17 protein-coding genes are annotated in these 22,271 nt (G+C 70.1%); 10 read left to right on the forward strand and 7 right to left on the reverse strand.

The features are described from left to right. A partial coding sequence (locus C667_RS07310; RefSeq protein WP_004359652.1) for an MFS transporter occupies positions 1-904 on the reverse strand: 904 nt, incomplete at its 3' end. A 325-nt stretch (positions 905-1,229) separates the two neighbouring features. On the opposite strand from C667_RS07310, the gene C667_RS07315 reads away from it, so the two are divergent. The 3 genes from C667_RS07315 (at position 1,230) to C667_RS07325 (ending at position 4,230) form a co-directional block, all read left to right on the forward strand. Continuing rightward, entirely contained in the window at positions 1,230-1,703 is a 474-nt protein-coding gene (locus tag C667_RS07315; RefSeq protein ID WP_004359654.1) for a PACE efflux transporter, read from the forward strand. 1 nt (position 1,704) lies between these two features. Then, entirely contained in the window at positions 1,705-2,757 is a 1,053-nt protein-coding gene (gene murB, locus C667_RS07320) for a UDP-N-acetylmuramate dehydrogenase (RefSeq protein ID WP_004359656.1), read from the forward strand. Between the two features lie 78 nt (positions 2,758-2,835). Continuing rightward, a complete protein-coding gene (locus C667_RS07325) occupies positions 2,836-4,230 on the forward strand; it encodes an FAD-binding oxidoreductase (RefSeq protein WP_004359658.1) in 1,395 nt (464 codons plus the stop codon). Between the two features lie 20 nt (positions 4,231-4,250). On the opposite strand, the gene C667_RS07330 is transcribed toward C667_RS07325, so the two are convergent. After that, entirely contained in the window at positions 4,251-4,997 is a 747-nt protein-coding gene (locus tag C667_RS07330) for a flagellar brake protein (protein WP_004359660.1), read from the reverse strand. Between the two features lie 225 nt (positions 4,998-5,222). On the opposite strand from C667_RS07330, the gene C667_RS07335 reads away from it, so the two are divergent. Then, on the forward strand, positions 5,223-6,110 hold the full coding sequence (locus C667_RS07335; protein ID WP_004359662.1) for a hypothetical protein: 888 nt from the start codon (positions 5,223-5,225) through the stop codon (positions 6,108-6,110). A gap of 343 nt (positions 6,111-6,453) precedes the next feature. Here C667_RS07335 and C667_RS07340 read toward each other — a convergent pair whose 3' ends face one another. Together C667_RS07340 and C667_RS07345 are read right to left on the reverse strand one after the other, a co-directional pair. Beyond that, positions 6,454-7,890: an NAD-dependent succinate-semialdehyde dehydrogenase gene (locus C667_RS07340; RefSeq protein WP_004359664.1), complete on the reverse strand. Its 1,437-nt coding sequence runs from the start codon at positions 7,888-7,890 to the stop codon at positions 6,454-6,456. A gap of 197 nt (positions 7,891-8,087) precedes the next feature. Continuing rightward, positions 8,088-9,239, reverse strand: coding sequence for a transglutaminase-like domain-containing protein (locus C667_RS07345; RefSeq protein WP_004359666.1), 1,152 nt, complete (start codon positions 9,237-9,239; stop codon positions 8,088-8,090). 374 nt (positions 9,240-9,613) lie between these two features. Between C667_RS07345 and C667_RS07350 the strand changes: the two genes are divergently transcribed. The 6 genes from C667_RS07350 to C667_RS07375 all read left to right on the forward strand — a co-directional run bounded on the left by C667_RS07350 (position 9,614) and on the right by C667_RS07375 (position 19,015). Next, positions 9,614-11,065, forward strand: a complete 1,452-nt coding sequence (locus C667_RS07350; RefSeq protein ID WP_004359038.1) for an IS1182-like element ISThph1 family transposase — start codon at positions 9,614-9,616, stop codon at positions 11,063-11,065. Positions 11,066-11,406: 341 nt separating this feature from the next. Then, on the forward strand, positions 11,407-12,186 hold the full coding sequence (locus C667_RS07355) for a class I SAM-dependent methyltransferase (RefSeq protein WP_004359669.1): 780 nt from the start codon (positions 11,407-11,409) through the stop codon (positions 12,184-12,186). Further along, positions 12,078-12,860 carry an enoyl-CoA hydratase/isomerase family protein gene (locus C667_RS07360; RefSeq protein WP_004359672.1) on the forward strand — a complete coding sequence of 261 codons (783 nt, stop codon included), beginning with the start codon at positions 12,078-12,080 and terminating at the stop codon, positions 12,858-12,860. Before C667_RS07355 ends, C667_RS07360 begins: the two co-directional genes overlap by 109 nt. A 1-nt stretch (position 12,861) precedes the next feature. Then, complete coding sequence (locus C667_RS07365) at positions 12,862-15,048, forward strand: acetate--CoA ligase family protein (protein ID WP_004359674.1); 2,187 nt, start codon at positions 12,862-12,864, stop codon at positions 15,046-15,048. Between the two features lie 326 nt (positions 15,049-15,374). Beyond that, complete coding sequence (locus tag C667_RS07370; RefSeq protein ID WP_004359676.1) at positions 15,375-17,228, forward strand: MFS transporter; 1,854 nt, start codon at positions 15,375-15,377, stop codon at positions 17,226-17,228. 431 nt (positions 17,229-17,659) lie between these two features. After that, entirely contained in the window at positions 17,660-19,015 is a 1,356-nt protein-coding gene (locus C667_RS07375; RefSeq protein WP_004359678.1) for an MFS transporter, read from the forward strand. A gap of 92 nt (positions 19,016-19,107) precedes the next feature. Here the strand turns inward: C667_RS07375 and C667_RS07380 are convergent, their stop codons facing one another. The 3 genes from C667_RS07380 to C667_RS07390 all read right to left on the reverse strand — a co-directional run bounded on the left by C667_RS07380 (position 19,108) and on the right by C667_RS07390 (position 22,176). Then, positions 19,108-20,382 carry a TRAP transporter large permease gene (locus tag C667_RS07380; protein WP_004359680.1) on the reverse strand — a complete coding sequence of 425 codons (1,275 nt, stop codon included), beginning with the start codon at positions 20,380-20,382 and terminating at the stop codon, positions 19,108-19,110. A gap of 172 nt (positions 20,383-20,554) precedes the next feature. Then, positions 20,555-21,052 (reverse strand): TRAP transporter small permease, encoded by a 498-nt coding sequence (locus tag C667_RS07385; protein ID WP_004359682.1) that lies wholly within the window; start codon positions 21,050-21,052, stop codon positions 20,555-20,557. Positions 21,053-21,186: 134 nt separating this feature from the next. Next, positions 21,187-22,176: a TRAP transporter substrate-binding protein gene (locus C667_RS07390; RefSeq protein ID WP_211207677.1), complete on the reverse strand. Its 990-nt coding sequence runs from the start codon at positions 22,174-22,176 to the stop codon at positions 21,187-21,189. Positions 22,177-22,271: the final 95 nt, after the last annotated feature.

Raw genomic sequence — 22,271 nt, forward strand, 5'->3', positions numbered from 1 at the left:
AGGCCATCCCGCCGAAGAGGAAGACCCCCGCCAGCGGGACGTGCTCGAGGTGGCCGAAGAGCGCCACCGCGACCGCGGCGAGCGCGGCGCCGAAGGCCGCGACGGAGAGCGCGAGGCGGCGGTCGCCGGCGTCGGAGAAGCGCCCCATCGGCCACTGCAGCAGCGCGCCGCCCACGATCGCGGCGGTCATCAGCAGGCCGATCCCGGCCTCGTCGAGGCCGACGCGCTCGCCGTACACCGGGGTCAGGCTCCAGAACGCGCCCATCGACAGGCCGGAGGACAGCGCACCCACGTAGGCTGCGGGCGCCGCGCGCCAGGTCATCCGGAGGCGCAGGCGCACGCGGGTGGCGATCTGCGGCTGCGGGAAGCGCGTCATCGTCACCGGCAGCAGCGACAGGCAGACGAACATGGCCGCGACCGCGAACAGGGTGAAGTTGGCCGGCGTGTCCAGGCGCAGCAGCTGCTGGGCGCCGGCGAGCGCGGCGAGGTTCACGATCATGTAGGCCGCGAACACCTGGCCGCGGCGCTCGGGCGCCGTCTGGTCGTTGAGCCAGCTCTCGATCACCGCGTAGAAGCCCACCAGGCTCATGCCGGTGAGCACGCGCAGCCCCATCCAGAACCAGGGGTGGACGACGATCGCGTGCAGCAGGATGCAGGCCGCGACGGTGGCGCCGAAGAAGGCGAAGGCGCGGATGTGGCCCATGCGCCGGATCAGCTTGGGGGCGACGAAGGTGCCGAGGAAGAAGCCGAGGAAGTAGGTCGAGCCGATCAGGCCCAGGGTGGTGTCGGAGAAGCCCTCGAGGCTGCCGCGCAGCGACACCACGGTGTTGAGCAGGCCGGAGCCGAGCAGGAGCAGGGCGATGCCGGCGAGCAGCGCGCCGATCGGGACGAGGGTGGGCAGCATGGGTGGGCGCCGCACTGCTGTCCGTCCCGGGTGGGGGCGGTCGCCGTGCGGTAGGAATGAGTTTTTGTGCAAACATTTTAGCAGCAATGGGTTGCCGGCTGCCTTCCCGGCCGCCGCCTCGGGGGTGATCGCCTCGTTCGGCTTGCCAATCCGCGCGCGACTTGCTAAAAGTCCGCCCGGGTGTCGACGGCACCCGATCCGGTCCGACGCGGGGACGACCCCGCCCGCCATGCGCGCAGCGCGCAGCGACCGTCGGTTTCCCGCGGGACGACCCGCAGGACGAGGCGCGGGCCCGACCGGCCCGCCGCTGCCCGAGCTCCCTTCCGTGTCCGCAAAACCCAAGCTTCGTACCTTCCCCGACCGCCTGCGCCAGATCGCGATGTTCGAGATCGGCGGCCTGGTGCTGATCACCCCGCCCTTCGCCTGGGCGAGCGGGGTGCCGATCCGCGAATCCATTGGCCTGCTCGCCTTGCTGGCGCTGATGGCGGCGATCTGGAACGGCGCCTACAACACCACCTTCGACTGGATCGAGGGCCGGCTCACCGGGCGCACCGCCGACCGCCGCCCGTTCCGGTTGCGCGCCTTGCACGCGCTCGGCTTCGAGTCCGGCCTGCTGGTGATGACGCTGCCGGTGATCGTGTGGTGGACCGGCATGGGCTGGGTCGATGCGATGATCGCCGACATCGGCCTGGCGATCACTTACACGATCTACGCCTTCCTGTTCAACCTCGGCTACGACCGCCTGTTCCCGATCGCGCCCGATGGGGCGGCCGCGGTTGTGCTGGCGGCGGAGCGCTGAGATGACGGCCGCTGGCTGCAGCCCGCGCGTCGACGCGAATTTGCAGGTCGTCCCCGACGCCGACCTGTCCGCCTTCAACACCTTCGGCCTGCGCGCGCGCGCGGCCCGCCTGCTGCGCGTGCGCTCGGTCGATGCGCTGCGTGCGGCGATCGCCGCGCCGGGCTGGACCGAGACGCCGCGCCTGGTGCTCGGCGGTGGTAGCAACCTCGTGTTCGGTGGTGATTTCCCCGGCACCGTGCTGCGCGTGGAGATCCCGGGCCGCCGCCTGCTGCGCACCGAGGCCGAGGCCTGGATCGTCGAGGCCGGCGCCGGCGAGAGCTGGCACGACTTCGTGCGCTGGACGCTGGCGCAGGGCTGGCCCGGGCTGGAGAACCTGTCGCTGATCCCCGGCACGGTCGGCGCCGCGCCGATCCAGAACATCGGCGCCTACGGGCTGGAGCTGGTGGAGCGCTTCGAGTCGCTCGACGCGGTCGAGCTCGACACCGGCGAGTTGCGCCGCTTCGACGCCGCCGCCTGCGCCTTCGGCTACCGCGACAGCGTGTTCAAACGCAATCCCGGAAAGTGGATGGTGGTCGCGGTGCGTTTCCGCCTGCCGCGGCCGTGGCGCGCGGTCACGCGCTACGCCGACGTGGCGCGCGAGCTCGAGGCGCGCGGCCTCGCGCAGCCGGGCGCGCTCGAGGTCTCGGACGCGGTGATCGCGATCCGCAGCCGCAAGCTGCCCGACCCGGCGGTGCTCGGCAACGCCGGCAGCTTCTTCAAGAACCCGGTGGTCGACGCCGCGCGCTGCGCGCGCCTGCTCGCCGAGCACCCCGCGCTGCCGCACTACCCGCAGGCCGACGGCAGCGAGAAGCTCGCCGCCGGCTGGCTGATCGAGCAGGCCGGCTGGAAGGGGCGCGACCTCGGCCCGGTGGGCTGCTACGAGCGCCAGGCCCTGGTGCTGGTCAACCGCGGCGGTGCCACCGGCGGCGACGTGCGCCGCATCGCGCAGGCCATCATCGCCGACGTCGAGGCGCGCTTCGGCGTGCGCCTGGAGCCCGAGCCGGTGTTCACCTGAACCACGGGCGTCGCAGCCCCCGGGGCGGCGCCCTGCAGCCAATCACGACAGCGGGCGCGAGGCCCGCAGGAGAACCGCATGTCCCATGAACCCGACCGGAGCGCCGTGCTGGACGAACTGCGCGCCGTCTTCGGCGCCGACGAGGTCCTCGCCGGCGACGCCAGCCCGCGCCACCTGAAGGACTGGAGCACGGCCAGCGGCGGCACGCCGCTCGCCATCCTGCGTCCGCGCAGCACCGACGGGCTCGCGCGCATGCTGGCGATCTGCAACGCCCACGGCCAGGCCGTGGTGCCGCAGGGCGGCCTTACCGGCCTGGTCGGCGGCGCGGTGCCAGGCGAGGGCCAGGTGGTGGTGTCGCTCGAGCGCATGAACGCGATCGAGGAGATCGACCTCGGCTCGGGCACCGTGACCGTGCAGGCCGGCGCGCCGCTGCAGGCGGTGCAGGAGGCCTGCCACGAGGCCGGCGCGCTGCTCGCGATCGACCTCGGCGCGCGCGGCTCGTGCCAGATCGGCGGCAACGTGTCGACCAACGCCGGAGGCAACCGCGTGATCCGCTACGGCAATACGCGCGACTCGGTGCTCGGCCTGGAGGCCGTGCTCGCCGACGGCACCGTGCTGCCGATGATGAACCGCATGGTCAAGAACAACGCCGGCGTCGACCTCAAGCACCTGTTCATCGGCAGCGAGGGCGTGCTCGGAATCGTCACCCGCATCGTCCTCAAGCTGCATCCGCTGCCGCGCGGCACCAGCACCGCGCTGGTGGCGCTCGCCGACTTCGATGCCGCGCTGAGCTTCCTGCGCCACGCGCAGCAGAGCCTGTCGGGCCAGGTCAGCGCTTTCGAGATCATGTGGCGCGAGTATCTCGACGTCGCGGTCGCCACCAACCGCCTGCGCCGCCCCTTCGCCGCCGACTACCCGGTGTATGTGCTGACCGACATGCACTGCGGCCAGCCCGAGACCGACGCCCGCCGCTTCGAGACCATGCTGGAGCAGGCGATCGAGGCCGGCTGGGTGCTCGACGCCGCGGTGGCACAGTCGATGGCCGACGCCGAGGCGCTGTGGGCGATCCGCGACGGCATCGCCGAGGTGCTGCGCGAGCAGGCGCCGACGCTGAACTTCGACGTCTCGGTGCCGGTGGGCCGGATCGGCGAGTGCGTCGCGCGCATGCGCGCCAACCTGGAGCGCGGCTGGCCGCAGCTGCAGGCGCTGTTCTTCGGCCACGTCGGCGACGGCAACGTGCACGTGGTGGTGTGCAAGGTGCCGCAGGACGCCGACAGCCTGCACGCGATCGAGGAGGCGGTGTATGGCGTGATGCGCGACTACGGCGGCTCGGTGTCGGCCGAGCACGGCATCGGCGTGCTCAAGCGCGACTGGCTGGCGTACTCGCGCACGCCGGCGGAGATCGCGCTGATGCGCACGCTCAAGGCGGCGCTGGATCCGCGCGGCATCCTCAACCCGGGCAAGATGCTGTAGGGCCGCGCGTCGCCGCGGCGCTAGATGATGCGGCGCGGCTGCTCGATGATGGTCTGGTAGACCAGGCTCTTGATCTTCATGCGGTCTTCCGCGCCGAGCGCGTGGAAGTCCACCCCGTAGTGGTACTCGATGCCTTCGCTCTCCGCGTCGGGCGCCTGCTGCACGTTGCGGATCTCGGCGGCGATGTCGAGCTCGGACTGCACCCCGTGGAGGTCGGCGTCGAAGCGCAGGCGGACGATCGAGCCTTGTTCGCCGAGGGCGGCATGGGTGTGGATCAGCGCGCCGGTCGCGCTCAGGTTCAGCATCGTGCCCTCGCCCGCGGCGCTGCCGGCCTCGGTGCTCACCTGTACCGGGAACTGGGTGCGCACCCGCGTCGCCTTGCGGATCACGCTGCCCTGGATGACGGTCGGAAAGCTCAGGTGCACATAGTCTAAGGGCAGCCTGCACGCGCGCAGCACCGAGGCGCGGAAGGCGAAGGCGCTCTGGCGCGAGAACACCCGCACGATCACCGGATCGTTCTCGACCAGCTCCACCCGCCGCCCCCCAGAGACCGGTGTGCTCACCAGCAGGCTGATGCCGTCCACGTAGCCGACCACGCGTACGAAGGCCCGCCGCACGCCGGTGCGCGCGGTGCACTCGATCTGCAGCCGGTCGCCCACCGCGAGCCGCATGTCCTCGAAGGTGAAGCCGCGCTGCGCCTCGCCCTCGTCGTGTTCGTCCGCAGGCCCTTCGCGCCCCAGATCGTCGTTGTTGGTGTCTTCGCTCATCGTCCTGCCCGGCCTCTCCGGGGTTGCGTCCATGGCAGATTGAAGCCGGTGGGCAAGATGCCGGCAAGGACGGATTGCACGCACGGCTGCACGAACATCCGCTTTCCCTGATATGTCGTATCAGGACGGGCAGACTCAGACCCGGTCCGGAGCTTGCTAGTTTGGCGGCCGTGCGCACGACCTTGCGCCGCAGAAGCCAACCAATGGACAGGACCGGAGACAAGAATGACAACGCCCCGCCGCATCGCCCCGCTCGCCCTCGCCTGCGCCCTCGTCGCCGCCCCCGCGGCGAGCCAGGCTGCGACCTGGAGTGACACCTTCGTCGGCTACCGCTACGGTAGCGACTTCCGCGAGCCGACCAACACGAAGGACGTCGAGAAGCACGTCCTGCAATTCACCCACGCCAGCGGGTACGCCGTCGGCCAGAACTTCCTGAACTTGGACGTGCTGCAGTCGGACAAGGCCGACCCGGCCAACGGCGGCGGCAGCGGCGCGACCGAGTTCTACCTGACCTATCGGCATCAGGTTCATCTCGGCAAGGTGTTCGACCGCAGCTTCGCGTTCGGGCCAGTCAAGGAGCTTGCCGTCACCGCCGGCTTCGACCTCAACACCAAGAACACCGCGTTCTCGCCGCGCAAACGCCTGTTGGTGCTGGGGCCCACGCTGAAGTTCGACGTGCCGGGCTTCCTCGACATCAGCCTGCTCGTCGGCAAGGAGTGGAACCGTTGCGGTCTCGATCCGGTCGCGCCGTCGACCTTCGACCCCTGCCCGAAGACCGAGGTTAGCTTCGACCCGCAATGGATCGTGAGCGCGGCCTGGGGCATCCCCTTCAGTGCCGGCCCGCTGCCGCTGAAGTTCCAGGGCTTCATCAACATCAACGGCGAGAAGGGCAGGGACTACGCCGGCGTGAAGACCCACACCGAGACCCTGATGCGCACCTCGCTGATGGTCGACGTCGGGCAGATGGCCTGGGGCAAGAAGAACACCTTCCTGATGGGCGTCGGCTACGAGTACTGGCGCAACAAGTTCGGCAACCACGCCTACGGCAACGGCGTCGAGAAGCCGGGCATCGACACCAACGCGCCGACCTTCCAGATGGAATGGCATTTCTGAGGCGTGAGGCGTGAGGCGTGAGGCGTCTCGCGCATCACGAACGCGAGGCGGTGGAGCGGGGACAGCGGGCGCCAACTTCAGGAGCGCCGAGGCGGAGGGCGTCGCGGGGGAAACAAGGCGACGCATGTCCGAGGAGCGCAGCGACGAGTTTGCGTCGCCGCCCCGCCACGTCCTCCACCGAGGGCAGCCCGGAGCGCAGCGACGGGCCGCAAGTGCAGGCGGCGCCCGCTGTCCCCGCTCCACCGCCGCATCGCAGCCGCACAAGTGCCGAAGCCCAGAAAGAGGACGGGTGGTCCGCACGCCGCGCAGCCGCCCGTCCTCGCTGCTGCCGAAGTACGCAGGCCTACACGTTCAACACCGTCACCGCGCGCGTGTTCAGGTAGGCGTCGAGCGCCTCCGGGCCGCCTTCGGTGCCGTAGCCCGAATCCTTGATGCCGCCGAAGGGCATCTCCGCGCTCGGCGTCGCGGGCTGGTTGATGTACAGCATGCCGACCTCGAGCTCGTGCGCCAGGCGGTGCGCGTTCTTCAGCGAGGCGGTGAAGGCGTAGCCCGCCAGCCCGAAGGACAGCCGGTTCGCCTCGGCGATCGCCTCGTCCAGCGTGGTGAAGCCGCGGATCGCCGCCAGCGGCCCGAAGGGCTCCTCGTTGAACACCTTCGCATCCAGCGGCACGCCGGTCAGCACCGTGGGCGCGAAGAAGTTGCCCGCGCTGCCGATACGCTCGCCGCCCGCCGCCACGGTCGCGCCGCGCGCCACCGCGTCCTGCACGAAATCCGCCATCGCCGCCACGCGGCGCGGATTGGCCAGCGGACCCATCTGCGTGCCCTCGGCCAGGCCGTCGCCGACCTTCAGCGTGCTCGCATGCCTGGCCAGCGCCGCGGCGAAGTTCTCGCGCACCGCCTCGTGCACCAGGAAGCGCGTCGGCGAGATGCAGACCTGGCCGGCGTTGCGGAACTTCGATCCCGCCGACACCTTGATCGCCAGCTCCAGGTCGGCGTCCTCGCACACGATCACCGGCGCGTGGCCGCCGAGCTCCATGGTCACCCGCTTCATGTGCTGGCCGGCCAGCGCGGCGAGCTGCTTGCCGACCGGGGTCGAGCCGGTGAAGGTGATCTTGCGGATCGCGGGGTGCGCGATCAGGTAGCTCGAGATCTCCGCCGGGCTGCCGTACACCAGCCCGATCACGCCCGCCGGCACCCCGGCGTCGACGAAGGCGCGCACCAGCTCGGCAGGCGCCGCGGGCGTCTCCTCGGCGGCCTTGACCAGGATGGAGCAGCCGGTGGCAAGCGCGGCGGCGGCCTTGCGCACCACCTGGTTGATGGGGAAGTTCCACGGCGTGAAGGCGGCGACCGGGCCGACCGGGTCCTTGATCACCATCTGCGTCGCGGCGAGGTTGCGGCCGGGCACGATGCGGCCATACACGCGCAGGCCCTCGTCGGCGAACCACTCGATGATGTCGGCCGCGGCGAGCGTTTCCATCTTCGCCTCGGGCAGTGGCTTGCCCTGTTCCTGGGTGAGCAGGCGGGCGATGTCGCCGGCGCGCTCGCGCATCAGCGCGGCGGCGCGGCGCAGGGTCTTGGCGCGCTCGATCGCCGGGGTGCGGCGCCAGGCCTGGAAGCCCTTCACGGCGGCGGCGACGGCGAGGTCGAGGTCGGCGATCGCGGCATGCGCGACGCGGCCGATCTCCTCGCCGGTGGCGGGGTTGTGCACCGCCAGGGTGCGGCCGTCGAGGGCGTCGCACCATTGGCCGTCGATCAGCAGGCGGGTGTGGGGGTAGGTCATGCGGGCTTCCTCTCGTGGGAATGTGGGATGGGACATTCTAGCGGGTGGAGCATGACGGGCAGGCGTCGGGCGGCCGGCGTAGCGTGGCCCGGGCGTGTGCAGGGAAGGCCAGGAGCTCGCTACGCCTCATGTAGGAGCGCCGGCAGGCGCGAATGCAGCGCTGCGGCGGGCGAGCGCCGTTCCGTCGCAGCGCCGCCTCAGGAGATCTCCCGCGCGCTCAGCGAGTAGCTGAAGGCGTCCGGGTCGAGGCTGTCGAAGCGCTGGCCGGCGAGCTCGCCCTGGGGGTACATCAGGAAGGGGATCTCCTTGCCGGTGCTGTTGGGCAGGCGAAGGTCGTGGGCGTCGTTGTAGGCCAGCCAGTTCATCTCCCAGGCGCCGAAGAGCTGCCTGCGCACCGCGGCGACCTTGGGATCAACCATGGACAGCTTGCCCGGCGGCTCCTCGAGCACGACCTTGCGCACGTCCGCCGGGTCCACCGGCACCCAGCCGAAGCGCTCCAGGAAGACCTCGGCGCGGCAGTGCTGGGCCTTGGAGACGTTGCCGCTCTTGCCCAGGCTCTTGTAGCCGAAGCGCGAGTCGGCGACGCGGATGCCGTAGACGTCGCGCGCCGGCAGCCCGGCCGCGCGCGCGAGGCCGACGAAGAGGGCGTTGAGGTCGGCGCACTTGCCCGAGAGGTTGCCGGTCTCCAGCATGCTGCGGATGTCGCCGATGCCGCAGCCGCGCACCTTGGGCTCGCGGAAGGTGTTGTCCACGATCCAGTCGTAGATCGCGCGCGCCTTGTCCTCGTCGCCCTTCGCGCCCTGGACGATGTCGCGCGCGGTGTCGCGCACGATGCCGTCGGTGGGCAGCAGCGCGGTGGCGCGCAGGTAGAGCATGCGTTCGGCGCGCGTCAGCCGCTGGGGGTCTGCGCCGGGCTGGCTGAAGTCGATGGCGCGGTCGCGGGTGGCGAAGCGGCTGAGGATCTCGAGCTGGGGCTGGGCGACGCCCGGCGCCCACTCGGCGTAGACCATCTCGGCGCCGGAGCGGTCGCGCACGCGCTCCATGAGGTCGGCGTTGCCTTGCCAGAGGCTGCCCATCGGGCGCTGCCAGGCGGTCTCGTGCATCGCCGGCAGCGGCACCCAGACGCGCAGGGGGCCGTCGCCGGGGAGGGGTTCGATGCGACTCGTCAGCTCGAAGCGGCGCCAGCCGGTCTCCGGGGTGGGCGCGAAGGCGGGCGGTTCGGCGAGCGGGGCGGGGGTGGCGAGGGGCGAGGGTGCCGCGGTCGAGGCGGATTGCCGGGCGCGAGCGAGCGCAGGCAGCGCGAGGCCGGCCGCGAGGCTGCCGGCGCGCAGGAAGTTGCGGCGGTTCATGAGTTCTCCCGATGAGCGAAGCCGCCCCGGTGCGGGATGCCGCCGGGGCTTGATGACTGACCGTTGCCGGCGGCCGTGTGCGGGGCCTGCCCGCGGCGTGGACGGCCGATACGAAGGATCGGCACGCTGGTCCGGCGCGCATTGTCGGCGATTGTGCGCAGCGAGTGAACCCGCGCACCGCGCTTCCAGGCCCTGAACGCGGCCCTGTAGGAGCGTCGGCAGACGCGAACGGGCGGCTGTCCACGCGCCGGCGCTCCTTTCTTCGATGGATTCGCGCCTTGCGGCGCTCTTACACGGGGTGCTCGCAGCGCTGAGAGCGTGAGAGTTTTTCTCCAATCTCGCCTGTTTGTGCTGGGACTGGCATGCTCCGAGACATGAACGAGACCGAACGTCATAACGGATCGCCGGCCAGCCTGTTCGATGAGCTGCCGGCTGTCGAGGAACAACAGGTGATCGCGGCGAAGCAGGCGCGGGCGGCTTCACGCCGGCAAGGCCCGCCGCGGTTGCTGCAGCCCAACCGCGGGCAGATCGAACTGCGCGCCTCGGACCTGGAGTCGCTGCTGGGTGAGGATCACCGGGCTCGGCTGGTGTGGGGCTACGTCGAGCGGCAGGACCTGAGCCGGTTGATCGAATCGATCAAGGCCCGTGGCAGCAACGCCGGACGGTCGGCGATCGACCCGCGGATCCTGTTCGCGCTGTGGCTGTACGCCACGCTCGATGCGGTGGGCAGCGGCCGGGAGATTGCCCGTCTCACGCGCGAGAGCGACGCCTACCGCTGGATCTGCGGTGGCGTGTCGGTGAATTACCACGCGCTCAACGACTTTCGCTCAGGCAACGAGAGCTTGATGGACGAAGTGCTCACGGCCAATGTCGCTGCGCTGGCCTCGGCTGGGGCGATCAGCCTGGAGCGCGTGGCGCAGGACGGCATGCGCGTGCGTGCCGATGCGGGCGCAGCGTCGTTTCGGCGGCAGGCCAGCCTCGAGCAGCACTTGGCCGAGGCCGGCGAGTTGGTCGATGACATCAAGAAACGCGCCGCGGCCGATCCGGCAGCGGCCAGCCGCCGGGCGCAGGCTGCGCGCGAGCGTGCCGCGCAGCAGCGCGAGGAGTGCATCCGCGCCGCGCTGGAGCAACTGCCGCAGGTGCAGGCGGCCAAGCGGCGCAACGGTGAAAAGCCCGAGCAGGCACGAGCCAGCACCACGGATGCCGACGCGCGGGTGATGAAGATGGGCGACGGCGGCTACCGGCCAGCGTTCAACGTACAACTGGCCACAACGTGCGAGGACCAGGTCATCGTCGGGGTGGAGGTGAGCAACACCGGCAGCGACATGGCGCAGATGGCGCCGATGCTCGAGCAGGTCATCGAGCGCACGGGCACCGTACCCGGGCAATGGCTGGTCGATGGGGGCTTTCCCGCGCACGAGCAGATTGAGGCGGTGCATGCGCACACGAAAGGCCAGACCGAGGTCATCGCCCCGGTGCCCGAGCCCAGGCGCAAGGCAGACAAGCGCGACGACGACGCCCGCCCGCCGCCGGACAAGTACCGGCGCAAGGAAGGGGACTCCGAGCCGGTGGCGCAGTGGCGTGCGCGCATGGCCGGCGACGAGATCAAGGATGTGTACAAGCAACGCGCGGCCACGGCCGAGTGCGTCAACGCACTGGCGCGCAACCGCGGACTGCAGCGCATGCCTGTGCGCGGGCTGGGCAAGGTTCGAGCGGTGGCCTACCTGTACGCGCTGGCGCACAACTTGATGCGCATGGCCAAGATCGCGCCGCAGATGCTCGGTCGAGGTAGCGGTGCGTCCAAAATCGCCGCAGCGCTGGCATAAGAGGTGCCTGAAATGAAAACCCGCCGCCTGAAAACCCCGGATCTGCCCTCACAGACGCTTGGCTGGGCCTCGAACACCCCACAGCACCTGCGCATCGCAGGCCACTGGGTCTCGTCGCATGTCGGTTACTCGGCTTGCGGAAATCAAATGCTTCTCAGGCTCTGAGACCGGTTTTTGTAGGAGCGTCGGCAGGCGCGAACCTCTGTCCCGCGCCTGCGCGGACCTTCGCGAGTGCGGGATCTCCGCCATGGGCAGCGCCGGCGCGGGTCGATACAATGGAAGGCATGAATCAGCCGGCTCCCGGGACGGCGTCTTGCTGCCCGGTCTGTCTTGGCGCATCCGTGCGCCCCTTTCTGCACGTGGGCGGGCGCGACTATCTGCGCTGCGAAGCCTGCGAGGCGACCTTCCTGCACCCGGGCCAGCGGCCGGCGGCGGATGCCGAGTGCGCCGAGTACCGCCTGCACCGCAACGACCCCGGCGATGCCGGCTACCGCCGCTTCCTCGCTCGGCTGGTCGATCCGTTGCGCGCCCGCCTCGCGCCCGCGGCGCAGGGGCTGGACTACGGTTGCGGCCCGGGGCCGGCGCTGGCCGCGATGCTGCGCGAGGCCGGCCACCCGATGCGGGTGTGGGATCCCTTCTTCGCCCCCGACCCCGATGCGCTCACGCGCCGCTACGACTTCGTCACCTGCACCGAGGTGGTCGAGCACTTCCACGCCCCCGCGGCCGAGTTCGCGCGCCTCGACGGCCTGCTGCGCCCCGGGGGCTGGCTCGGCATCACCACCTGCCTGCAGACCGAGGACGCGCGCTTCGCCGCCTGGCACTACCGGCGCGACCCCACCCACGTCGTGTTCTACCGCGCGGCCACCTTCCGGGTGATCGCCGCCCGCTTCGGCTGGCGCTGCGAGCTGCCGGCCAAGGACGTGGTGTTGATGCACAAGCCCGCGCCGCCGGTGGCCGCGGCGTCTTCCGCCGCTTCGTCTTCCTCGCCCCCCAACCCCGACCGGGAGTCTCCATGCGCTACGAAACCCTCCTCTACGACCTCTCCGACGGCATCGCCGAGATCCGTCTCAACCGCCCGCAGCGCCTCAACGCGGTCACGCAGCAGCTCTACGACGAGCTGAACGACGCGCTCGGCCGCGCCGAGGCCACGCGCGAGGCGCGCGTCGTGCTGCTGACCGGCGAGGGCCGCGCCTTCTGCGTCGGCGCCGACCTCAAGGAGCACAAGGCCGGGCGCACCGCCTTCGACCGTCGGCAGTACCTCAAGGGCGAGCAGGACGTGTGCCGCCGCCTGATCGACCTGAAGAAGCCGGTGGTCGCCGCGGTCAACGGCTACGCGCTCGGCGCCGGCGCCGAGATGGCGCTCGCCTCCGACTTCCTGCTGATGGCCGAAGGCGCGCAGCTCGGCCTGCCGGAGATCTCGATCGGCAACTTCCTCGGCGGCGGTGTGACCTGGCTGCTGCCGCGCCTGGTGGGACTGGCGAAGGCGCGCGAGCTGGCCTTCCTAGGCGAACGCGTCGGCGGCGAGGAGGCGGTGCGCATCGGGCTGGCGAACCGGGTGTTCGCGGACGCGGGCTTCCTCGACGAGGCGCGCGCCTTCGCGCGCAGGATCGCGGCCAAGGCGCCGTTCTCGATGGAGCTCGCCAAGCGCCAGCTCAACCTCTCGGCCGAGCGCACGCTCGATGCCTGCCTCACCGCCGAGCTCGAGGGCATGATGTTCGTCGGCACCACGCGCGACTGGCAGGAGGGCGTGGATGCCTTCGCCGAGAAGCGTGCGCCGGTGTTCAAGGGGGAATGACATGAGCGAGAACCCGAGCCCCGTGCCCTGCAGCCCGGTGCACCGCAGCCCGCTGCACGACTTCCTCGCCCCCGCCTCGATCGCGATCGTGGGCGCCTCGGCCGACCCCACCAAGCGCGGCTACAAGGCCATGGTCGGACTCATCAAGGGCCACTACCGTGGCCGCATCTACCCGATCAACCCAAAGGTGCCCGAGATCCTTGGCGTGCCGACCTGCGCCACGCTCGACGACGTGCCCGGCCCGATCGACCTGGCGTTGATCTGCACCCCGGCGAAGACCCTGCCCGGGCTGCTCGAGGAGTGCGGGCGCAAGGGCGTCAAGGGCGCGGTGGTCCTCGCCAGCGGCTTCCGCGAGACCGGGCCGGAGGGCGCCAGGCTCGAGCAGCAGGTGCTGGACGCGGCGCGTGCGGGTGGCGTGCGCATCATCGGCCCCAACACCTCGGGCATGTTCAACCTGCACCACGACGTCAACCTGCTCGACCTGCGCAACGCCAGGCCGGGCGACATCGGCTTCATCTCGCAGTCGGGCAACATGTTGCTGGCGCTGGTGCTGGAGGCCGAGCACAACGGCCACGTGGGCTTCTCGACCTACGTCGGCCCGGGCAACCAGACCGACGTCGGCTTCAACGACTACCTGCGCTACCTCGGCGAGGACGAGCGCACCCGCGTGGCCACGCTGTACGTGGAGGGCTTCCGCGACGGCCAGCGCTTCCTCGAGGTGGCGCGCGAGATCACCCCGGTGAAGCCGGTGGTGGTGTACAAGTCGGGCGCCACCGAGCTCGGCAAGAAGGCGGCGAGCTCCCACACCGGCGCGCTCGCCGGCAGCTATGCGATGACGGTGGACCTGCTGCGCCAGGTCGGCGTGAGCGTGGTGCATCACTCCGACGAGATCCTGCCGGTGGCCGAGGGCCTGGCGCTGATGCAGCAGGCGCGCGGCCGGCGCGTCGCCGTGATCGCCGACGGCGGCGGCCAGGCCACGATCACCTCCGACCGCCTGTCGGAGTCCGGTCTGGAGCTGGCCGAGCTGTCCGAGGCCACGCGCAAGCGCCTGGCGGCGATCCTGTTCGCGCAGGCCTCGCTGGCGAATCCGGTGGATGTGGCCGGCAGCTCGGACGCCGACCCCGAGGTGCTGGCGCGCTGCGTGGAGATCGTCGCCGACGACGACAACGTGGATGCGATCTTCCTCGTCGGCATGTTCGGCGGCTACCACACCCGCTTCGCCGAGTCCCTGCTCGGCGGCGAGATGCGCGCGGCCGAGGCCATGATCGAGCTCGCGCGCGCCAGCGGCAAGCCGCTGGTGGTGTACAGCCTCTATGCGCCGGTCAAGCCGCCCGCGCTGCGCCGCCTGCACGAGGCCGGGCTGCCGGTGTACGCCTCGATCGAGCAGGCGGTGCAGGTGCTGCAGGCGCTCGCCGAGCGCGGCCTCTACCTGCAGGACCGCCACGGCCAGCCGCTGCAGGCCGGCGTGGTGGCGGACGAGGCCATGCAGGCGATGTTCGCGCGCGCCCAGAACGAGGGCCGCGACCTCTACGAGCACGAGGCCAGGGCGCTGCTGCGCACGCACGGCATCGCGGTGGCGGAGGAGCGCGTCGCCCACTCGGCGGACGAGCTCGGTGCGGCGGTGGAGAAGTTCGGCGACCAGCCGCTGGCGATGAAGGTGGTGTCGAAGGACATCCTGCACAAGTCCGACGCCGGCGGCGTGAAGCTGAACCTGGTCGGCGAGGCGGCATTGCGGGAGGCCTACGACCAGATCATGGCGAGCTGCCGCGCCTACGACCCCGGCGCCGACCTGCGCGGCGTGCTGCTGACGCCGATGGCGAGGAAGGGTGTGGAGGTCATCGTCGGCGTGGTGCGCGACCCCATCTTCGGGCCGGTGCTGATGTTCGGCCTCGGCGGCATCTTCGTCGAGATCCTCGAGGACGTCGCCTTCCGCGCCATCCCGCTGTCGCGGCGCGACGCCGAGACCATGGTCGACCAGCTCAAGGCGCGCAAGGTGCTGGCCGGCGTGCGCGGCGAGCCCCCGGTGGACAAGGCCGCGCTGGTCGAGCTGCTGCTGAAGGTGTCGAGCATCGTCAGCGCCTACCCGCAGTTGTCCGAGCTCGACCTCAACCCGGTGATCGCCTATGCGGACGGCTATGCGGTGGTGGATGCGCGCATCATCGCCAACCGCGCGGTGGCCAGCAGCTGAGCCCGGTCCCGGCAAGCACGTGGAGCGACACGCCCCGACCCTGCGGCAAGGCAGGCGCCGGGGCGTTCTTGCGCGGCGGCGAAACGGCGAATGCCGCGCCCCGTGGCTCCCGCCTCGATTCGGGGTGTGCAGGAAGTGGATATCGATGGTGCAGAGCCTGGATATTGATCGGGCTGATTGCGCCATAACCTGACGGTCCCTCGCGAGACGGCGCTTGAAGTGCGTCCACCCCTTCAGCGCTCGTCCGTCCGATCTCCCCATCCCAGCACTTCCTGCAAAGAGGCACGATCTTGAAATCGAATGCTCCTCCAATTGAATGCCCGGAAATGGCGCGCAAGCGGCGCAGCACCATCACCTGGGTGATCGCACTTGCCTTCGTCGGCCTGGTCTTCGATGGTTACGACCTCGTCGTCTACGGCGCCGTCCTGCCCGGCTTCATGGGCGCCGACTCTGCCAAGTGGATCGGCGATCAGGCGCTGACGCCACAGGAGGCCGGGATGCTCGGCTCCTACGCGATGATCGGCATGATGCTCGGCGCGCTGGTCGCCGGCACCCTGGGCGACCTGATCGGCCGCCGCAAGGTCATGATCGCCTCCATCGCCTGGTTCTCGATCGGCATGGCGATTTCGTCCATGACCGAATCGGTCACCGCCTTCGGCATCTGGCGCTTCATCACCGGTCTGGGCGTCGGCGCGCTGGCCGGCACCACGGGTGCGATGGCGGCCGAGTTCGCCCCGCCGGGCAAGAAGAACCTCGCCACCGCCTTCTGCTACGCGGGCATCCCGCTGGGTTCGCTGCTGTCGGCCCTGCTGGCGATCTTCCTGCTGCCGGTCATCGGCTGGCGCGGCATGTTCCTGCTCGGCGCGCTGCCGCTCGTGACCCTGCTGCCGCTGGCGATCTGGAAGCTGCCCGAGTCGGTGGCCTGGCTGGCCTCGCGCGGCCGCCTGGACGAGGCCCGCCGCGTCTCCGAGCGCACCGGCGTGCCCATCCCCGAGACCGAGATCAAGCCGCAGCAGAGCGCGGCCGCCAGCGCCGCCGACGCGCGTGCGGGCTGGTCGGGGCTGTTCACCGTCTATCTCGTCCCGGCGATCGTCATCGGCTTCGTCTCGGCGTTCTGCCTGCTGCTGGTGTATTCGCTCAACACCTGGCTGCCCAAGATCATGCTGCCGATCATGGGCCAGAACGGCTCGCTGGCCTTGCTGCTGGTCCTCAACGCCGGCGCCATGGTGGGCACGCTGTACGGTTCCACCCTGGCCGACAAGCACAGCCCGCAGCGCATCGTGGCGCTGGGCTTCCTGGTCGGCGCGCTCGCCATGGGTGCCATCGGCATGATCGCCTCCACGATCGACGTCCCGGCGGTCGCCAAGGCCGGCGAAGTCCAGCAGCTCGCCAACGTCGGCGGCATCGCAGTGGCCCTGCTGCTGCTCACGATCGCGATCACCGGCCTGGGGACCTCGGGGACGCAGACCCTGATCTACGGCCTTGCCGCCAACTACTACCGCACCAACGTGCGTGGCGCCGGTGTCGCCTGGACGGCTGCCTTCGGCCGTATCGGCGGCATCTTCGGGCCGATCTTCGGCGCCTTCCTGGCGGTCAAGTTCGCCGGCGAGCTGCACAGCATCTTCTATGTGCTCGGTGGCATCAGCCTCATCGGCCTGGCGCTCACCCTGATCATCCCGAAGAGCAAGGCCGCGGCGGCCGTGCAGGCGGTGGCGCCGACCACGGCCCCCGCGGTGGCCGTGCCGGACGGCAAGTCCCGCCTCTACGGCACCATCATGGCCGTGGTCGATCACACCGGGAACAAGCTGACGCGCGCGCGCGTGTCCGAGTTCGTCTCGCTGACCGGCTCGAAGGTCCACCTGGTGTACCTCGCGCCGGAGCACGTCCTCTCCGCCGAGGTGGACCAGACCGACAAGACCATCGATCCGCGCCACGTGGCGAACCTGCAGGAGTATGTGAACGAGGTGAACGCCCAGGGCGTGCCGGCCGAAGGCCAGATCCTGACGTCCACGCTGTTCGGTCGTGGCAAGGCGGTGGTCGACCTGGCCGAGCAGCTGCGCTGCGACCTGATCATCCTCAACACCGAGGAGGGCGGGCAGCGTGCCAAGGCCGAGCTCGCCCAGGAAGTGGCCGGGCAGAACCCGAAGATGGCGGTGCTGATCGCGCGCTCGACGCAGTAAGAAGGCTGTCGCATCACGAGGCCGCCCCGACCGTCATGGTCGGGGCGGTTTTTTTGTGCGCGGCGCGCAGCGCAGCGCCTTGCCGGACGCGGGCGCGCGGCGATGGATGCGCGCAGCCGAGGGATCGTGTGGCGGCCGCGGACAGAGCGGAAGGGGTGCGTCGGAGCGAGCAAGGCTTGCCCCACGCAGGAAAAATTTATGAGTTATTGTGCATGTGATGTGTATTTATGTATCAAAAGATGCGATATAGTGCATTTTTTGGCGCCTGAATGGCAGGTGCCTGTGCGATTGCGGCGTACGGACAAGGATCTTCCTGATCCCCGAGGAGCGGGAGGCGGGTCGAGCGTCGCAGTCGTGTGCGTCCGCACAGTCTTTGGTCGCGATCCCTGCAGCAGCTCCTAAAAACCCGACGCAAGCGCCAGGAGTCCAGCATGAGAAAAGTAGATGTACATCGAACAATCGATGAGGCGAAGTTCAACAAGTTTCACCTGAACGTGCTGTTCTGGTGTGCGCTCGTCATCATCTTCGACGGCTACGACCTGGTGATCTACGGGGTCGTGCTGCCGGTGCTGATGAAGGAGTGGGACCTGACGCCGCTGCAGGCGGGCTCGCTCGGCAGCGCGGCGCTGTTCGGCATGATGTTCGGCGCGCTGATCTTCGGGCCGCTGTCGGACCGCATCGGCCGCAAGAAGGTGATCATGATCACCGTGGTGATCTTCAGCGGCATGACCTTCCTCAACGGCTTCGCACAGACGCCCACCCAGTTCGCGGTGATGCGCTTCATCGCCGGCCTGGGCATCGGCGGCGTCATGCCCAACGTGGTCGCGCTGATGACCGAGTACATGCCCAGGAAGATCCGCAGCACCATGGTCGCGGTGATGTTCAGCGGCTACTCGGTCGGCGGCATGAGCTCGGCCTTCCTGGGCATGTACCTGATGCCCAGCTACGGCTGGCAGTCGGTGTTCTTCGTCGCCGGCATCCCGCTGCTGCTGCTGCCGCTGATCTGGATCTTCCTGCCCGAGGCCGTAGGCTTCCTGCTCAAGGAGGGCCGCAAGGAGGAGGCCGGCCGCTTGCTCGCGCGCGTCGAGCCGTCCTATACACCCGCCGCCAGCGACGACTTTCACCTCGTCACCGGCAAGGGCAGGAGCGTCGCGCTGGTCGCGCTGTTCCAGAACGGCCGTCTGGTCAGCACGCTGATGTTCTGGGTCGCCTTCTTCAGCTGCCTGCTGATGGTGTATGCGCTCGGCTCCTGGCTGCCCAAGCTGATGAACAAGGCCGGCTACGAGCTCGGCTCCAGCCTGAGCTTCCTGCTCATGCTCAACTTCGGCGCGATCTTCGGTGCGATCGGCGGCGGCTGGCTGGCGGACCGCTTCCACCTGCGCCGGGTGCTGACCATCATGTTCGCGATCGCGGCCGTGTCGATCAGCGCGCTCGCGATCAAGAACGACATGATCGTCCTCTACCTGCTGGTGGCGATCGCCGGTGCGACCACGATCGGTTCGCAGATCCTGCTCTACGCCTACGTCGCGCAGTACTACCCGCTGGCGATCCGCTCCACCGGCATCGGCTGGGCCTCGGGCGTCGGCCGTCTGGGCGCGATCTCCGGTCCGATGCTGGGCGGTGCGCTGATCTCGATGCCGCTGGAGACCAACTTCCTCGCCTTCGCCATCCCGGGTGCGATCGCCGGCCTGGCGATCTCGATGGTCGGGCGCAGCGCCGTGCATGCCCCGGAAGAGGAGGAGAACCTCGCCTTCGTGGGCGAGACCGGGAAGCTCGAGGTCGACTGAGGCCGGAGGGTCTGCAGGGCCCCGGCATGGAGCGAGCCTCCGCGCCGGGGCCTTGTCGCATGTGGCGGTGCTGCGAGCCTTGCGCGCCGCGCTCAGCGATACACGAGGTCGCGCAGCAAGAGGCTGATCTGTGGCACGTAGGTGACGACCAGCAGGCAGCCGATCACGGTGGTGACGAAGGGCAGCAGCGGGCGCACCATGCGCTCGAGCGGCACGCCCGAGATCGAGCTGGCGGCGAACAGGTTCACGCCGAAGGGCGGGGTGATCATGCCGAGCGCGAGGTTGATCACCATGATGACGCCGAAGTGCACCGGATCGACGCCGAAGGTCACCGCCACCGGCAGCAGCAGCGGCGCGAGCACGACGATCGAGGCCGAGGTCTCGATGACCATGCCGATCAGGAACAGCGCGGCATTCACCCCGAGCAGGAAGGTGTACTTGTCGCTGAAGAGCTGGCCGAGCCACTGCCCGAGCGCGTCGGGCACGCCGGCGCGGTTGAGCAGGAAGCCGAACACGCCGGCGTTGGCGATGATGAACATGATGCTGGCCGTGCCGATCACCGAGCGGTGCAGCGTCGCCGACAGGTCGGCGAGGCGGATGCGGCGATACACCAGCATGCCGACCACGAGCGCATACACCACCGCCACCACCGAGGCCTCGGTGGGCGTAAACACGCCGCCATAGATGCCGCCGAGGATGATCACCGGCATCAGCAGCGCCAGCCAGGCGCGGCGCAGCGCCGGCCACAGCGGCAGGCGACCGTCGCCGTCGTGCAGGCCGAGGCGCTGGCGGCGCGCATACAGCCACACGTAGGCCATCAGCGCCGCCGCGATCAGCAGGCCGGGCAGCACGCCGGCGATGAAGAGCTCGCCGGTCGAGGTGTCGGTGGACACCGCGAACAGGATCATCGGCACCGAGGGCGGGATGATCACGCCGAGCTCCGCGGCGGTGGCCTGCAGCGAGGCGGCGAAGGGCGCCGGGTAGCCGTGGCGCACCATGGCCGGGATCAGGATCGCGCCCACCGCGAAGGTGGTGGCCACGCTCGAGCCCGCCACCGCGGCGAAGATCATGCAGGTGATCACGCAGGCCATCGCCAGCCCGCCCTGCACGCCGCCGACCAGGCTCTTGGCGAACTCGACCAGGCGCTCGGAGATGCCGCCGGCCTCCATCAGGTTGCCGGCGAGGATGAAGAAGGGGATTGCCACCAGCGGGTACTTGTCGAGCGCGGCGTAGATCTGCTGCGCCACCACCAGCCACGGCAGGTTCGCCGCAGCCACCCCGCTCATCGCCGCCAGGCCGATCGAGACCGCCACCGGCACGGTGAGGCCGAAGAAGATCAGCATGGTGAGGATCATCAACTGGGACATGGCGGCGGGCGGGATGAAGGTTGGCGGAGGGGGCGATGCGCGGGGAGAGGAGGCGGGCGGGCGCTACGGGGAGGGCTGTGCCCGGGCTCTGGCGGTCAGGGGCGGGCGGGCTTTAGTGCATGAGGCGGCGGGTGGGCTGCGCGCTGGCGTGCCGCGTATCGGGCATGTGCGTTCAGCCCTGGCCGTCGAGCGGGACCGGCGTGGCCGTGACGCCCGCGGCGACGCGCAGCAGCACGGCGACCGCCGCCAGCGTGGCGCCGACCGGGATCGCCAGGTAGATCCACGAGATCGAGATGTCCAGGCTGGGCACGGTCTGGAAGCGCACGCGCCAGGTCATCTGCCCGCCGATCCAGGCCAGGAAGCCGAGGAAGCCGCTGCACACCAGCGCGACCAGCCACTCCAGCACCCGGCGCTGGCCGCCGCGCAGCACGCTGCGCAGGAGCTCCACGCCGAGCATGGCGCCGTGGCGGAAGGCGAGCGCCACGCCGAGCAGCACCGCCCAGATCAGCAGCGCGCGCGTCAGCACCTCGCTCCAGTCGAGCGGCGAGGACAGCACGAAGCGCGCGACGACCTGCCAGAAGCCGGCCGCCACCGCGCCGATCAGGAAGAGCTGGGCGAGCACGGACACGCCCTTGAACAGCCAGTGGTCGATGCGGTGGAGAAGCGTCATGGGCGAAGGCTGGAAAGGCGAACCCCCGCGCACGGCGGGGGCGATGAGAGGGCAGGGCCTTGCGGCGGCGAGGGACAACCCGGGACGCCGTGCCGGACGCGGTGTGCGCCCGGCGCGGCCCGCGCAGCCGGCGATCAGCGCGTGTTGCGGATGTCCTCGATCAGCTTCTTGTCGAAGCGCTTGTAGTACTCCTCGTAGGCCGGCGCCACCGCGTCCTCGAAGGACTTGCGGTCGACCGTGACGACCACCTCCATGCCTTCGGACTTGAGCTGCTCGACGCCGGTCTTCTCGATGTTGTCGACGAAGGCGCGCATGGCCTGCGCGCCCTTCTTCGCGGCCTCGACGAAGGCCTGCTTGTCGGCGTCGGACAGGCCGGCGTACACCGTCGGCGACACCATCACCACCGCCGGCGCATAGACGTGGCCGGTCAGCGACAGGTGCTTCTGCAGCTGCGACAGCTTGGCCGAGGTGATCACCGAGAGCGGGTTCTCCTGGCCGTCGATGGTGCCCTGCTGCAGCGCGGTAGCGACCTCCGGCCAGGCCATCGGCGTGGGCAGGATGCCGATCTGGCGGAAGGCGGTGATGTGCACCGGGTTCTCGGTGGTGCGGATCTTCAGGCCCTTGGCGTCGGCGGCAGCGACCACCGCGCGCTTGCTGTTGGTGAGGTGGCGGAAGCCCTGCTCGCCCCAGGCCAGCGCCTCGAGGCCGCGCGCCGAGAAGGCCTTCAGCATGTCCTGGCCGATCGGGCCGTCGAGCACCTGGCGGGCGTGGGTGAGGTCGCGCATCAGGAAGGGGATGTCGAACACGCCGGTCTGCGGCACGAAGTTGAGTGTGGCGCCGGTCGACAGGATGGCGAGGTCGATGGTGCCGAGCTGCAAGCCCTCGATGACCTCGCGCTCGCCGCCGAGCGCGCTGCTCGGGAACTGCTGCACCTTGTAGCGGCCGCCGGTGCCGGCCTCGAGGCTCTTCGAGAAGGCTTCGCCGCCGGCGCCGTAATGCGAGCTGGTCGACAGCGCGTAGGCCATCTTCAGCGTCGTCTGGGCGGCGGCGGGGGTCGCGAGGGCGAGGCCCGAGGCGGCGGTGAAGGCGGCGAAGAGGGGGGCGAGCCAGGTCTTGCGCATCATCGGTAGGTTCTCCTGAACAGGGGGCGAGGCAGCGCTCGGGCGCGTCTGCCGGCAGGCGGGAATGCCCGTGCAACAAGGCTTGCGGCGGGCTGCAA

Source organism: Thauera phenylacetica B4P, from assembly GCF_000310225.1.
Lineage (GTDB): Bacteria > Pseudomonadota > Gammaproteobacteria > Burkholderiales > Rhodocyclaceae > Thauera > Thauera phenylacetica.

Excerpts from the sequence above, each read along its gene's own strand:
- C667_RS07335 (WP_004359662.1), top strand. The coding sequence starts at position 5,223 with ATGACAACGCCCCGCCGCATCGCCCCGCTCGCCCTCGCCTGCGCCCTC.
- C667_RS07350 (WP_004359038.1), top strand. The coding sequence starts at position 9,614 with ATGAACGAGACCGAACGTCATAACGGATCGCCGGCCAGCCTGTTCGAT.
- C667_RS07380 (WP_004359680.1), bottom strand. The coding sequence starts at position 20,382 with ATGTCCCAGTTGATGATCCTCACCATGCTGATCTTCTTCGGCCTCACC.
- C667_RS07385 (WP_004359682.1), bottom strand. The coding sequence starts at position 21,052 with ATGACGCTTCTCCACCGCATCGACCACTGGCTGTTCAAGGGCGTGTCC.
- murB (WP_004359656.1), top strand. The coding sequence starts at position 1,705 with ATGACGGCCGCTGGCTGCAGCCCGCGCGTCGACGCGAATTTGCAGGTC.
- C667_RS07370 (WP_004359676.1), top strand. The coding sequence starts at position 15,375 with ATGGCGCGCAAGCGGCGCAGCACCATCACCTGGGTGATCGCACTTGCC.
- C667_RS07360 (WP_004359672.1), top strand. The coding sequence starts at position 12,078 with ATGCGCTACGAAACCCTCCTCTACGACCTCTCCGACGGCATCGCCGAG.
- C667_RS07325 (WP_004359658.1), top strand. The coding sequence starts at position 2,836 with ATGTCCCATGAACCCGACCGGAGCGCCGTGCTGGACGAACTGCGCGCC.
- C667_RS07340 (WP_004359664.1), bottom strand. The coding sequence starts at position 7,890 with ATGACCTACCCCCACACCCGCCTGCTGATCGACGGCCAATGGTGCGAC.
- C667_RS07365 (WP_004359674.1), top strand. The coding sequence starts at position 12,862 with ATGAGCGAGAACCCGAGCCCCGTGCCCTGCAGCCCGGTGCACCGCAGC.
- C667_RS07375 (WP_004359678.1), top strand. The coding sequence starts at position 17,660 with ATGAGAAAAGTAGATGTACATCGAACAATCGATGAGGCGAAGTTCAAC.
- C667_RS07390 (WP_211207677.1), bottom strand. The coding sequence starts at position 22,176 with ATGATGCGCAAGACCTGGCTCGCCCCCCTCTTCGCCGCCTTCACCGCC.
- C667_RS07345 (WP_004359666.1), bottom strand. The coding sequence starts at position 9,239 with ATGAACCGCCGCAACTTCCTGCGCGCCGGCAGCCTCGCGGCCGGCCTC.
- C667_RS07330 (WP_004359660.1), bottom strand. The coding sequence starts at position 4,997 with ATGAGCGAAGACACCAACAACGACGATCTGGGGCGCGAAGGGCCTGCG.